The following is a 12,510-nucleotide window of genomic DNA, read 5'->3' on the forward strand; positions in this document are numbered from 1 at the left end:
CATAATGTGCAAACGTTTGCAAAGAGACAGCCCATGAACATCGTGACCACCCCAGATTCCGTGCTCCAGATCGCGACCGCCGCGATGGCGCGCACCCCCGACGAGCGCCTGCGCACCGTGATGGCCGCGCTCACCCGCCACCTGCATGCCTTCGTCCAGGAAGTGCGCCTGACCGAAGAGGAGTTCGAGCAGGCGCTCGAATTCATCGTCGGCATCGGCCACGCCACCGGCGAGAAAAAGAACGAGGTGGTGCTGGCCGCCGACCTGCTGGGCGTCTCGACGCTGGTCGCCCTGCTCAACAACCAGGACCCGCAGGGCGAATCGCCGGCCGCGCTGCTGGGCCCCTTCTGGCGCGCCAATGCGCCGCTGTGCAGACCCGGCGAGTCGATCGCGCGTTCCAGCACGCCGGGCGTTCCGCTCGAGGTGCGCGGGGTGGTGCGCGACACCGAGGGCCGGCCGCTCGCCGGTGCCATCGTCGATGCCTGGCAGGCCTCGCCGGTGGGCCTGTACGAGAACCAGGACCCGGAGCAGGACGACATGAACCTGCGCGGCCGCTTCGAGACCGACGCCGAAGGCCGCTACCACTTCCGCACGGTGCGCCCGGCCGGCTACCCGGTGCCGACCGACGGGCCCTGCGGCGTCTTGCTGCGCGCGCAGCAGCGCCATCCCAACCGGCCGGCGCACCTGCACTTCATGGTGAGCAAGCCCGGCCACAAGGTGCTGATCAGCCAGGTCTTCGCCGACGACGACCAGAACCTCGAGAGCGATCCGGTGTTCGGGGTCACGCGCAGGCTCATCGGATGCTTCGAGCCCGAGGGCGACGGACAGCAGGCCACGCTCCAGTACGACTTCGTGCTCGAACCCGGGGAAATGAAGTTTCCCCGTCCTCCCATTCCCTGAACTTCCACGGACTTCTCCCGCATGAGCTTCGATCCCACACCCCGACTCGACGGCACGGTGGCCGTCATCACCGGCGGCCTCGGCGCCATCGGCTATGCGACGGCCCAGCGCCTCGCGGCGCTCGGTGCCAGCTGCGTGCTGCTGCACCGCAAGGGCGACGACGCGGCCGAACGCGCGGCCGCCCTGCCCACCGCGCCAGGCCAGCGCCATGCCGCGCTGCGCGCCGACATCGTCGACACGCCCAGCCTGCAGCAGGCCGCGGCCGACGTGCAAAAGAGCTACGGCCGCTGCGACATCCTGGTCAACAGCGCCGGCCACACGCAACCGATTCCTGCGGGCGACCTCGATGCGCTGACGGACGAACTCATCGACGAGCTGCTGGCCGCCAACTTCCGCGGCGTCTTCGCCACCATCCGCGCCTTCGCGCCGCTGCTCAAGGCGAGCGGCGACGGCCTGATCGTCAACATCTCCTCGATCGCCGGCTTCACCGGCGTCGGCAGCAACCTGGCCTACGTCGCGGCCAAGGCCGGGCTCGACGTGGTCGGCGATGCGCTGGCCAAGGCGCTGGCACCCGAGGTGCGCGTAGTCTCGGTGTCGCCGGGCGCGGTCGAATCCGCCTTCGTGCCGGGCCGCGGCGAAGAGTTCAAGGCCAAGATGGCGAGCACCACGCCGCTCGGCCGCATCGGCAAGCCCGAGGACGTGGCGGCCACGGTCGAGGCGCTGGCCACCACGCTGCGCTTCGTGACTGGCACGCGCATCGTGGTCGATGGAGGGCGGCACCTGTGAACACCAAAACGCTGATCACCTGCGCGGTCACCGGCAACCTGGTGAAGCCGGAGCAGACGCCGCACCTGCCGATCACGCCGGCGCAGATCGCCGACGAGTGCCTGGCTGCGGCCGAGGCCGGCGCCGGCCAGGTGCACATCCATGTGCGCGACCCCGAAAGCGGCAAGCCCTCGATGCAGGTCGAGCTCTACCGCGACGTGGTGGACCGCATCCGCCGTCAGAACCGCGAAGTCATCATCAACCTCACGACCGGGCCCGGCGGGCGCTTCGTTCCGAGCGAAGACGACCCCAAGGTCTACGCGCCCGGCACCAGCCTCCTGCCGCCCGAAAAGCGCGTCGAGCACATCGCGCTGATCAAGCCCGACGTCTGCTCGCTCGACCTCAACACCATGAACTCCGGCCCCGACGTGGTCATCAACACGCCGAAGAACGTGCGCCGCATGGCGCGCGTGATCCGCGAGGCCGGCGTCAAGCCCGAGCTCGAGATCTTCGACTCCGGCGACATCCACATGGCGCTGGACCTGATCGCCGACGGCACGCTCGAAGGGCCTGCAATGTGGACCCTGGTGCTGGGCGTGAAGTACGGCTTCATGCCCACACCCGAGACCGTGATGTACGCGCGCAGCATGCTGCCCGCCGGCGCCTTCTGGAGCGCCTTCGGCATCGGCCGCATGGAGTTCCCGATCGTGGCGCAGGCCTGGCTGCTAGGCGGGCATGTGCGCGTCGGCATGGAAGACAACATCTATCTGGAGAAGGGCGTGCTCGCGAAGAGCAACGCGCAGCTGGTGGCCAAGGCGCGCGACATCATCCAGAGCCTCGGCGGCGACGTGGCGAGTGCGCGCGAGGCGCGCACGATGCTCGGCCTTTCGGGAGGGCGCTGAGCGATGAGCGCCCTCATCGACACGACGAAGGCGCGCGCCGTGCGCGTGCAGCAGAAAGCCGCCGATCTCGACGCGCTGCAGCTCGACTTCGCAGACCAGCCCGAGCCCGTCGCCAAGCCCGGCTTCGCGGTGGTGCGCGTCGGCGCGGCCGCCGTGAACCCGAGCGACGTGAAGGCCAGCCTGGGGCTGATGCCGCAGGCCGTGTGGCCGCGCACGCCGGGGCGCGACTTCGCGGGCGTGGTGGTCGCTGGCCCGACCGAATGGGTGGGCCGCGAGGTCTACGGCTCGGGCGGCGACATCGGCATCACGCGCGACGGCTCGCATGCGCGCTTTCTGCTGCTGCCGGTGGAAGCCTTGCGCGATCGGCCGCGCAGCATCTCGATGGACGAGGCCGGCGCCGTCGGCGTGCCCTTCGTCACGGCGTACGAAGGCTTTAGACGCAGCGGCATGCCGCAGGCGGGCCAGACGGTGCTGGTGCTGGGCGCGAACGGCAAGGTCGGGCAGGCCGCCGTGCAGCTCGCGGCGCAGGGCGGCGCGCGCGCGATCGCAGTGCAGCGCAGGGCCGGGCCCTTCGAAGGTTTCGCATGCGGGCCGGTCGACGCGATCGACGCGCGCGAGGTCGACATCGCCGCGCGCGTGCGCGAACTCACGAACGGCCGCGGCGCCGACATCGTCTACAACACCGTCGGCAGCGCCTACTTCGAAGCCGCGAACAAGGCCATGGCCAAGGGTGCGACACAGATCTTCATCGCCACGCACGACCGCGCCGTGCCCTTCGACATCTTCGCCTTCTACCGCGGCATGCACACCTACGTGGGCATCGACTCGCTGGCGCTGGACTGCGTGGCCGCCACCGCGCAGCTCGACGCGATGCGCGAGGGCTTCGAGCGCGGCACCTTGAAGCCCTTTCCCGTGGCGCGCGCCTATGCACTCGAGGAAGCGGCCGAGGCCTACCGGCTGGTGCTCTCCGGCAGCACCGACCGCGTCGTGCTGCGCCCCTGAGGAGAAGCAAGCCATGCACGTCACACGTTTCGAACAGGCGCAGCCCTACGAGGCCCCCAACCACTTCGACATGCGCTGCCTGCGCCTGCAGGGCAAGGAGGCCGGACCTTCATCGCAGATGTGGATGGGCATGAGCCAGATCCTGCCCGGCGGCCACACCGGCCTCGACGGCTCGCCGGTCGAGAAGCTCTACCTCGTGCTCGAAGGTCAGGTGCACGTGGTGGCCGAGCTCGAGGGCCAACGCGACGAGCAGGTGCTGGGCCCCTACGACTCCTGCCGCTTCGCGCCGGGCGAGAAGCGGCAGCTCGTGAACCGCAGCAAGCGCCCCGTGTTGGTCGCGCTGGTGATGGCGAATGCGCCGCCCGCCGGCTGAGCCTTTCTTCTCTTCCCCCAACGATTCCAACGGAGACAAAGCCATGACGACATTCCTACCCGGCCGCCGCCAACTGATCGCAGCAGCAGCCGCGCTGGCCGCCTGCGCCTTCACGGGCGCGCATGCGCAGGGCGACTGGCCGCGCGGCCAGACGATCAAGCTGATCGTGCCCTTCACCGCGGGCAGCGGCACCGACATCGTGGCGCGGCTGGTGGCGGAACGGCTCGGACCAGCGCTGGGCACCAGCGTGATCATCGACAACAAGCCGGGCGCCGGCGGCACGCTCGGCGCCGCGCAGGTGGCGAAGGCGCCGGCCGACGGCTACACGCTGCTGGTCCACTCGGCGGGGCACCTGGTCAATCCGTCCATCTATCCCAACCTTTCCTACGACACGCTGAAGGACTTCGCGGGCGTGACGCCGATGGCGAGCCTGCCCAACATGCTGGTGGTGGCACCCAACCGCTTTGCCGATGTGAAGGACCTGGTCGCGCAGGTCAAGGCCAAGCCGGGCGGCTTCAACTACGGCTCGGCCGGCAACGGCTCGGCCACGCACATGAACGCCGAGGTGTTCCGCCTGGCCGCCGGTGTGCAGGCGCAGCACGTGCCTTTCCGCGGCACGCCGGAGGCGATGACCGAGGTAATGGGCGGGCGCATCGACTGGTTCTTCGCGCCGATGGTGTCGGCGCTGCCGCTGGTGAAAGACGGCAAGCTCAAGGCGCTGGCGGTCGGCACCGGCAAGCGCTCGGGCGTGATGCCGCAGCTGCCCACCACGGTCGAGGCCGGCGTGCCTGGCTCGGAATACCTGTTCTGGGTCGGCCTCTTCGCGCCGGCCAGGACGCCCAAGCCGGTGATCGACCGGCTGCAGGCCGAGGTGGCGAAGATCATGGCGGCGCCCGATCTCAAGGAGCGCCTGGACAAGCTCGGCGCCGAGCCCTTCACCATGCCCTCGGCCCAGTTCGACAAGTTCATCGCCGACGAGACCGCGAAGGCGCAGCAGGTGGTGAAGGCGGCCGGCATCAAGGTCGATTGAAGGCCATGAGCTTGTTCGGCGGCGCGTCGTCACGCGCCTGGCAGCACTGGTGCGACGCGGAATGCGCGCACGCCGAAGACGCCGCCGCTGCGGCACCGGATCGCCGGCAGTTCCTTCGCACCTTGCTTGGCGCCGCGGCTGGCGGCCTGCCCAGCCTCTGGCTTTCGGGCTGCGCCACCGCCTCGCCCACGGCGCCGGCCGACACCGTGGTGCTGAACGCCCGGGTCGCCACCATGGACGCGAAGACACCGCGCGCCCAGGCCTTCGCCATCGCGGGAGATCGGTTCGCCGCCGTCGGCAGCGAGCGCGAGATCTCGCGCTGGGTCGGTCCGCGAACGCGTGTCATCGATGCAGGGGGCCGCTGCATCACGCCGGGCCTCATCGACTCGCATGCGCACTTCATCCGCGGCGGGCTCACCTATACGCAGGAGCTGCGTTGGGACGGCGTGCCGACGCTCGCCGATGCGCTGCGCATGCTGCGCGAGCAGGCGCTGCGCACCCAGCCGCCGCACTGGGTGCAGGTGGTGGGCGGCTTCTCGCCCTACCAGTTCCGCGAGAAGCGGCTGCCGACGCTGGACGAGATCAACGCCGCCACCGGCGAGGTGCCCTGCTTCGTCATGAACCTCTACGACCGCGCGTTCCTGAATCGCGCGGCCTTGCGCGTGCTCGGCTGGAACCGCGACACGCCGAATCCCTTCGGCAGCACCCTCGAAAAAGACGCCGCCGGCAACCCGACCGGCCTGGTGGTCAACACCACCAGCCTGGGCGGGCTGGTCGCGCTGTTCGCGCGCGTGCCCAAGCTGTCGGATGCGGACCAGGCGCTATCGACCGAGCTCTACATGCGCGAGATGAACCGGCTGGGCCTGACCAGCGTGGTCGATGCGGGCGGCGGCGGACAGAACTACCCCGAGCACTACGGCGGCATCCAGCGGCTCGCGAGCGAACGCCGGATGACGCTGCGCATCTCCTACAACCTGTTCGCGCAGCGCCCGGGCCAGGAGATCGACGACTACAAGCTGTGGTCGCAGAAAGTCTCGCCCGGTCAGGGCGACGACTACCTGCGCATGGTGGGCGCCGGCGAATACATTCTGTGGGCCGCCACCGATCCGGCCAACTTCGGCAAGAGCGTCGCGCAGGCGCCCGCCATCATGGAATCGAAGCTGGCCGAGGTGGCGACCTACCTCGCCGGCAAGGGCTGGCCGATCCGCATGCATGCGAGCTACGACGGCACGGCCGCGCGCATCCTCGACGTGTTCGAGAAGGTGAACCGCGAGGTGCCGCTCAAGAACCTGCGCTGGGCGCTCGATCATTGCGAAGGCCTGTCGCCGCGCTCGATGGAGCGCGTGGCCGCGATGGGCGGCCGCATCGCGATCCAGAACCGCATGTCGCTCGACGGCGAGGTGTACGCGCAGACCTGGGGCCGCGAGGCCGCAGCCGATGCGCCGCCGATCGGCCGCATGCGCGCCATGGGCCTGCCGGTGGCCTGCGGCACCGATGCGAGCCGCGCGACCAGCTACAACCCCTGGGTCTCGCTGCATTGGCTGGTGACCGGCAAGACATTGGGCGACACGCGGCTCAACGCCGAGCGCAACCTGGTGAGCCGCGAGGTCGCGCTGCGCATGTGGACGCTCGAAGGCGCGGCACTGACCGGCGAGGACGCCCGCAAGGGCTCGATCGCACCCGGCAAGCTGGCCGACTTTGCGATGCTGTCCGACGATTTCTTCGCGGTCAGGGAGGACGACATCAAGGACATCACGGCCGTGCTCACCATGGTCGGCGGCGAGGTGGTGCATGCGAGCGGGCCCTTCGCGGCGCAGGCGCCGGCCGTCGTCAAGCCGATGCCCGACTGGCTGCCGGTCAATGTCTACGGCGGCTACCAGCACCGCCGCGCCGCCAGCACCGCGTCGCACCGTGCAGGCTGCTGCGGCAGCCCCACAACGGCGCCGATCATCATCGGCGACCAGGGCGCGTGGCGCTATCAGTGCGGGTGTGCGGCGATCTGAGCTTTTTGCTCTACCCTTCGCCATGCCCATTCTTCCCGCCATCCTGCTGTTCCTGCATCTCCTCGCCGCCGCCTTCTGGGTCGGCGGCATGGCCGCGATGCACTTCGCCGTTCGCCCCGCCGCCGTGGGCACGCTCGAGCCGTCGCTTCGGCTGCCCTTCATGGCGGACACGCTGTCGCGCTTCTTCGTCGGCGTGGCCATCGCCATCGGCGTCCTGCTCGCCAGCGGCCTCTGGATGGTGATGCTCGCCGGCGGCTTTGCGCGCGTGCACTGGAGCGTGCATGCCATGCTCGGCGTCGGGCTGGTGATGATGGCCTTGTTCCTGCACGTCCGCTTTGCGCCCTACCCTCGGCTGCAGCGCGCGGTGGCGGCGCGCGAATGGCCGGTGGCTGCGGCGAATCTCGGCACCATCCGCAAGCTGGTCGCACTCAACCTGGCGCTCGGCGCGGCGGTGTTCGCGCTGGCGATCGTCGGGCGTGCGCTCTGAGGGGCCGCGCTAGGCGCCCAGTTCGTAACTGGTGCTCCGACCGCCCGAATCGGACTTCTTCAGAATGCCGAGCGCAACGAGTTCGTTGATGTCGCGCAGCGCGGTATCGGGCGAACACTTCGCGATCGAGGCCCATTTGCTGCTCGTCAGCTTGTCCTCGAAGCCATCGAGCAGGCGGTTGACGAGCTTGATCTGCCGCTCGTTCAGCGGCGTCTCGGCCCAGCGCTGCCAGAAGCGCGACTTGCCCAGCACGGCGGACAGCGATGCTTCTGCCCCCTCGACCGCGCGCAACAGGCAGCCCAGGAACCAGGCCAGCCATGACGTGACGTCCATCGCGCCCTTCTGCGTCCGCTCCAGCATCCCGTAGTAGTCCGATCGCTCGCGCTGGATCTGGGCGGAGAGGCTGTAGAAGCGCTGGCTCGACCCTTCCGCGCGGGCCAGCGCCATGTCGCCCACGGCACGCGCGATGCGGCCGTTGCCGTCATCGAAGGGATGGAGCGTGACGAACCACAGGTGCGCCAGGCCGGCATGGATCAGCGGGTCGCCGCCGCGCGACAGCTCGAACCATTCGAGGAAGCGGGCCATCTCCGCCTCCAGCCGTTGCGCGGGCGGCGCCTCGAAGTGCAGCTTGCGCCGCCCGACGGGACTGGACACGACCTGCATCGGTCCCGCTGCATCGTCGCGCCACCCGCCGGTGCGGATCGGCGAAAGGCCGCTGTAGCCGGTCGGGAAAAGCGCGGCGTGCCAGCCGAACAGACGCTCGCGCGTCAGGGGCTGGGCATGCGCGCCGGTGGCGTCGAGCACCATCTCCACCACGCCGTCGACGTGCCGGTCGGCCGGCGCCAGCGCGCCGATGTCCAGGCCCAGCCGGCGCGCGATGGACGAACGCACGGTCTCCGGGTTGAGCTGTTCGCCTTCGATCTCGCTGGTCTTGAGCACGTCGTCGGTCAGCACCCGCAGGGTGGTCGCATCGCGCTGCGGCATGCCCATGGCCGTCATCCGCCCGAGCAGGCGGCCTTGGGCGCCGTGGGCTGCGGCGAGCGGGGCGGCGAGGCGGGACAGGTCGTAGTGCAGACGCGGCCAACTGGGGTGCTGCCAGACATAGCCTGCTTCTCTTTCTCCGCTTTTCATGCGGAGATTGTGCGCCCTATTCTCCGCAAACGCTGCATAAATCCCCCGCAGAATATGCGGCGAATAGGCTCCGCAATCCGCAGGGCTCAGCGAACCACGGTCCACCAGGCTGCAGCCCAGGCGAGCGCAAGGCTGATGAGCAGCGCCGCCGAGACGCGCAGCGCATAGCCGCCGCCGCCGGCGATGGCGGCCACCGTGCAGCGCGTCAGCGTGTTGGCGCTGACCGCGAGGCAGACGCCGAGCACGAAACGCTCGGCCTGCAAGGCGCCGGCCGCGTGCAGCGAGGCCAAGGACGCCACGGGCGCATGCGCATCCGCCAGGGCGGCGAGCCCGACGCTGACGCCGAGCCCGGCATCGCCGAAGCGGCGCTGCGCGCTGCCCACCAGCACGGCGACCACGGCCAGCATCGCCGCGACGGCGAGCGCTTCGCGCGGGCGCAGCGCGCTGCCTTTTCTCTCCGGCTGCTCGGCGTCACCCGCCGATCGCTGCGACCAGACCGGCAGCAGGCCGACCGTCGCCGCGCCGAGCGCACCGGCGAGCGCGGCCGGCAGCAGCGCAGCGGCGGCGGCGGGCGACAGGGCGACGCTCATCAGCAGGGCCTGCACCCAGGTCGCCACCGCCGACAGCGCGGCGCCCGATGCCAGCACCGGCGTCTGCGCGGGCTGCGCGCGGGCCTTGCTGCCGAACGACGCCACGGTCGCGGTGCTCGAGACGAATCCCGACAACAGGCCGGACACCAGCAAGCCGGCGCGCGCGCCCAGCCAGCGCAGCGCCAGCTGCCCGACGGCCTGGATGCCCATGATCAGCAGCACCAGTGCCGCGAGCGGCCGCGGCTCGATGCCGCCGAGCGCCGCGATCGGCTGCGACGGGATCAGCGGCAGCGCGATCAGCGCGAGCGCGGCCAGCAGGATCGCGTCATGGACTTCCTGCTGGCTCAGCCATTGCGTTGCGAAACGATGCAGCCGCGTGCGCGCCACCAGCAGCAGCGCAAGGCCGGCCCCGCAGGCGCCCCCGAGCGCCGGCGAGAGCACCGACTGCACGCCGATCAGATAGGTGGCGAACAGCGCCACCTCGGTCGTCAGCCCCGGATCGCGCGAGCGGCTCTTCCAATACGAGAGCGCACCGAGCAATCCGACCAGCGCCGCACCCACGACGACCAGACCCCGCACCGGCAGCAGTTGCGCGAGCGCGCCCGCCACCGACGCCAGCGCGAAGGTGCGCAGGCCCGCGGCCGCCCGGTCCGCGCCGCGGCCCTTGCGGCGCTCGCGTTCGATGCCGATCAGAAGACCCGCGCCCAACGCAACGGCCAAGCCGACGATGGCGTCCTGCGTAGGGCCGTTCACGCCGACCCTAGACCACGCCCGCTTCGCGCAGCGCCGCGCGCTGCCTTTCGTCGATGCCCAGTTCGGCCAGCACCTCGTCGGTGTGCTGCCCCAGTGCCGGCGGCGCGTGCCGCAGCACAGGTGGCGTGCTTTGAAGGCGCAGCGGGCTCGCGACGCCGACGATGTGGTCGATGCCGTCGCCGGCCTGGCGCGGCATCGACACCGCGAGGCCGCGCGCCTTGACCTGCTCGTCCTCGAAGGCCTGCGCGATGTCGTTGATCGGGCCGCAGGGCACCGCCTTGTCCTCGAGCAGCGCGATCCATTCGGCGGTGGTGCGCGTGCGCGTGACGGCCTCCATCTGCGGGATCAGCACCTCGCGATGGCGCACGCGCAGCGTGTTGGTCGCAAAGCGCGGGTCGCTGGCCCAGTCGGCATGGCCGGCCGCCTCGCAGAAGCGCGCGAACTGGCCGTTGTTGCCGATGGCCAGCAGCATCGCGCCGTCCTTCGTGTGGAAGTCCTGGTAAGGCGCCAGGCTCGGGTGGCTGTTGCCCTGGCGCTGCGGCGCGACGCCGGTATTGAGGAAGGCGCTGGCCTGGTTGGCGAGGATGGCCATGCCGACGTCGAGCAGCGCCATGTCGATGTGCTGGCCTTCGCCCGTGCGATGCCGCACCTCGAGCGCGGCCAGGATCGCGCTGGACGCGTAGACGCCGGTGAACAGGTCGGTGAGCGCCACACCCACGCGCAGCGGGCCGCCGCCGGGCACGTCATCGGGGCGGCCGGTGATGCTCATCATGCCGCTGGTGGCCTGGATCATCAGGTCGTAGCCGGCGCGCGAGGCATGCGGGCCGTCGTGGCCGAAGCCGGTCACGCTGCAGTAGATGAGCCGCGGATTGGCCGCGCGCAGGCTTTCGTGGTCCAGGCCGTACTGCTTGAGACCGCCGGTCTTGAAGTTCTCCACCACGATGTCGCTCTGCGCGGCCATCTTCTTCAAGAGCGCCTGGCCCTCCAGCGAGGCCATGTCGATGGTGACCGAGCGCTTGTTGCGGTTGCAGGCCGTGAAGTAGGTGGCCTGATCGGTGTCGCGGCCGTGCGCGTCCTTCAGGAAGGGCGGGCCCCAGGTGCGGGTGTCGTCGCCGACGCCGGGGCGCTCGATCTTGACGACGTCGGCCCCCAGGTCGGCGAGGATCTGGGTGCACCATGGGCCCGCGAGCACGCGGGAGAGGTCGAGAACCTTGATGCCGTCAAGTGCTGCGGCGGCCATGTCAGTTGGCGAAAGCGGCGATGCCGGTCTGCGCGCGACCCAGGATCAGCGCATGGATGTCGTGGGTGCCTTCATAGGTATTGACCACTTCGAGGTTGACCAGGTGCCGCGCCACGCCGAACTCGTCGCTGATGCCGTTGCCGCCCATCATGTCGCGCGCCAGCCGGGCGATGTCGAGCGCCTTGCCGCAGGAGTTGCGCTTGAGCAGCGAAGTGACTTCGACCGATGCGGTGCCCTCGTCCTTCATGCGGCCCAGTCGCAGGCAGCCTTGCAGGCCCAGCGTGATCTCGGTCTGCATGTCGGCCAGCTTCTTCTGGATCAGCTGGTTGGCCGCGAGCGGGCGGCCGAACTGCTTGCGGTCCAGCGTGTACTGGCGCGCGCGGTGCCAGCAGTCTTCGGCGGCGCCGAGCGCGCCCCAGGAGATGCCGTAGCGCGCACTGTTGAGGCAGGTGAAGGGGCCCTTCAGGCCCTGCACTTCGGGAAACGCGTTCTCTTCGGGGCAAAACACGTTGTCCATCACGATCTCGCCGGTGATGCTGGCACGCAGGCCGACCTTGCCGTGGATCGTCGGGGCGGAGAGGCCCTTGGCGCCCTTCTCGAGCACGAAGCCGCGGATCGGGCCGACCGTACCGCTCTCGCTCACCTCCTTGGCCCAGACCACGAACACGTCGGCGATCGGGCTGTTGCTGATCCACATCTTGGCGCCGGTGAGCGAGTAGCCGCCCGCCACCTTCTTGGCGCGCGTGACCATGCTGCCGGGGTCGGAGCCGTGGTCGGGTTCGGTCAGGCCGAAGCAGCCGATCCATTCGCCGGTGGCGAGCTTGGGCAGGAATTTCTGCTTCTGCGCCTCGGTGCCGAATTCGTTGATCGGCACCATCACCAGCGAGCTCTGCACGCTGGCCATCGAGCGGTAGCCCGAATCGACGCGCTCGACCTCGCGCGCGATCAGGCCGTAACAGACGTAGTTGAGGCCGGGGCCGCCGTACTGCTCCGGGATCGTCGGGCCCAGCAGGCCCAGCGCGCCCATTTCGCGAAAGATGGCGGGATCGGTTTCGCCGGTGCGGAAGGCGTCGAGCACGCGCGGCGCCAGGCGTTCCTGGCAGTAGGCATTGGCGGCATCTCGCACCATGCGTTCGTCGGCGGTGAGCTGCTGATCGAGCAGCAGGGGATCTTCCCAGTGAAAGGCGGCGTGGGCCATGTGCGGTCTCCGGTATAGGGGCTTGGGGTTGACCCGATCGTAAGCGCGCGGCATGGCGAGCGCAAACGAGGATTCCACACCCAGTTATGCGTTCTGCTCACTTCGTATCACAATGCCGGAGCGTCTTGCCATTGGC

12 protein-coding genes are annotated in these 12,510 nt (G+C 69.9%); 8 read left to right on the forward strand and 4 right to left on the reverse strand.

What is annotated here, in order from left to right:
* Positions 1 to 33: 33 nt before the first annotated feature.
* The 8 genes from AC3A6B_RS18520 to AC3A6B_RS18555 are packed head-to-tail and all read left to right on the forward strand — an operon-like array spanning position 34 to position 7,462.
* Positions 34 to 900, forward strand: coding sequence for a dioxygenase family protein (locus AC3A6B_RS18520; RefSeq protein ID WP_487838129.1), 867 nt, complete (start codon positions 34 to 36; stop codon positions 898 to 900).
* Between the two features lie 21 nt (positions 901 to 921).
* Complete coding sequence (locus tag AC3A6B_RS18525; RefSeq protein ID WP_487838130.1) at positions 922 to 1,686, forward strand: SDR family NAD(P)-dependent oxidoreductase; 765 nt, start codon at positions 922 to 924, stop codon at positions 1,684 to 1,686.
* On the forward strand, positions 1,683 to 2,567 hold the full coding sequence (locus tag AC3A6B_RS18530) for a beta-keto acid cleavage family enzyme (RefSeq protein WP_487838131.1): 885 nt from the start codon (positions 1,683 to 1,685) through the stop codon (positions 2,565 to 2,567). Before AC3A6B_RS18525 ends, AC3A6B_RS18530 begins: the two co-directional genes overlap by 4 nt.
* 3 nt (positions 2,568 to 2,570) lie before the next feature.
* Positions 2,571 to 3,569, forward strand: coding sequence for a quinone oxidoreductase family protein (locus tag AC3A6B_RS18535; RefSeq protein ID WP_487838132.1), 999 nt, complete (start codon positions 2,571 to 2,573; stop codon positions 3,567 to 3,569).
* Between the two features lie 13 nt (positions 3,570 to 3,582).
* Positions 3,583 to 3,942 carry a cupin domain-containing protein gene (locus AC3A6B_RS18540; RefSeq protein WP_487838133.1) on the forward strand — a complete coding sequence of 120 codons (360 nt, stop codon included), beginning with the start codon at positions 3,583 to 3,585 and terminating at the stop codon, positions 3,940 to 3,942.
* A gap of 43 nt (positions 3,943 to 3,985) precedes the next feature.
* On the forward strand, positions 3,986 to 4,972 hold the full coding sequence (locus AC3A6B_RS18545) for a tripartite tricarboxylate transporter substrate binding protein (RefSeq protein WP_487838134.1): 987 nt from the start codon (positions 3,986 to 3,988) through the stop codon (positions 4,970 to 4,972).
* A 5-nt stretch (positions 4,973 to 4,977) separates the two neighbouring features.
* A complete protein-coding gene (locus tag AC3A6B_RS18550; protein ID WP_487838135.1) occupies positions 4,978 to 6,975 on the forward strand; it encodes an amidohydrolase in 1,998 nt (665 codons plus the stop codon).
* Between the two features lie 22 nt (positions 6,976 to 6,997).
* Entirely contained in the window at positions 6,998 to 7,462 is a 465-nt protein-coding gene (locus AC3A6B_RS18555; protein WP_487838136.1) for a CopD family protein, read from the forward strand.
* A 9-nt stretch (positions 7,463 to 7,471) separates the two neighbouring features.
* On the opposite strand, the gene AC3A6B_RS18560 is transcribed toward AC3A6B_RS18555, so the two are convergent.
* The 4 genes from AC3A6B_RS18560 to AC3A6B_RS18575 all read right to left on the reverse strand — a co-directional run bounded on the left by AC3A6B_RS18560 (position 7,472) and on the right by AC3A6B_RS18575 (position 12,374).
* Positions 7,472 to 8,593: a Fic family protein gene (locus AC3A6B_RS18560; protein WP_487838137.1), complete on the reverse strand. Its 1,122-nt coding sequence runs from the start codon at positions 8,591 to 8,593 to the stop codon at positions 7,472 to 7,474.
* Between the two features lie 86 nt (positions 8,594 to 8,679).
* Positions 8,680 to 9,936 (reverse strand): MgtC/SapB family protein, encoded by a 1,257-nt coding sequence (locus AC3A6B_RS18565; RefSeq protein ID WP_487838138.1) that lies wholly within the window; start codon positions 9,934 to 9,936, stop codon positions 8,680 to 8,682.
* Positions 9,937 to 9,943: 7 nt separating this feature from the next.
* The gene (locus AC3A6B_RS18570; protein ID WP_487838139.1) at positions 9,944 to 11,176 is read right to left on the reverse strand and encodes a CaiB/BaiF CoA transferase family protein; all 1,233 of its coding nucleotides are present in this window, start codon (positions 11,174 to 11,176) and stop codon (positions 9,944 to 9,946) included.
* 1 nt (position 11,177) lies between these two features.
* Positions 11,178 to 12,374, reverse strand: a complete 1,197-nt coding sequence (locus AC3A6B_RS18575) for an acyl-CoA dehydrogenase (RefSeq protein WP_487838140.1) — start codon at positions 12,372 to 12,374, stop codon at positions 11,178 to 11,180.
* Positions 12,375 to 12,510 lie beyond the last annotated feature (136 nt).

The sequence above is a fragment of the Variovorax sp. Soil_C_33 genome, assembly GCF_057656935.1.

Coding starts and splice junctions, on each gene's coding strand:
- AC3A6B_RS18520 (WP_487838129.1), top strand. CDS start 34: ATGAACATCGTGACCACCCCAGATTCCGTGCTCCAGATCGCGACCGCC.
- AC3A6B_RS18525 (WP_487838130.1), top strand. CDS start 922: ATGAGCTTCGATCCCACACCCCGACTCGACGGCACGGTGGCCGTCATC.
- AC3A6B_RS18535 (WP_487838132.1), top strand. CDS start 2,571: ATGAGCGCCCTCATCGACACGACGAAGGCGCGCGCCGTGCGCGTGCAG.
- AC3A6B_RS18540 (WP_487838133.1), top strand. CDS start 3,583: ATGCACGTCACACGTTTCGAACAGGCGCAGCCCTACGAGGCCCCCAAC.
- AC3A6B_RS18545 (WP_487838134.1), top strand. CDS start 3,986: ATGACGACATTCCTACCCGGCCGCCGCCAACTGATCGCAGCAGCAGCC.
- AC3A6B_RS18550 (WP_487838135.1), top strand. CDS start 4,978: ATGAGCTTGTTCGGCGGCGCGTCGTCACGCGCCTGGCAGCACTGGTGC.
- AC3A6B_RS18555 (WP_487838136.1), top strand. CDS start 6,998: ATGCCCATTCTTCCCGCCATCCTGCTGTTCCTGCATCTCCTCGCCGCC.
- AC3A6B_RS18560 (WP_487838137.1), bottom strand. CDS start 8,593: ATGAAAAGCGGAGAAAGAGAAGCAGGCTATGTCTGGCAGCACCCCAGT.
- AC3A6B_RS18570 (WP_487838139.1), bottom strand. CDS start 11,176: ATGGCCGCCGCAGCACTTGACGGCATCAAGGTTCTCGACCTCTCCCGC.
- AC3A6B_RS18575 (WP_487838140.1), bottom strand. CDS start 12,374: ATGGCCCACGCCGCCTTTCACTGGGAAGATCCCCTGCTGCTCGATCAG.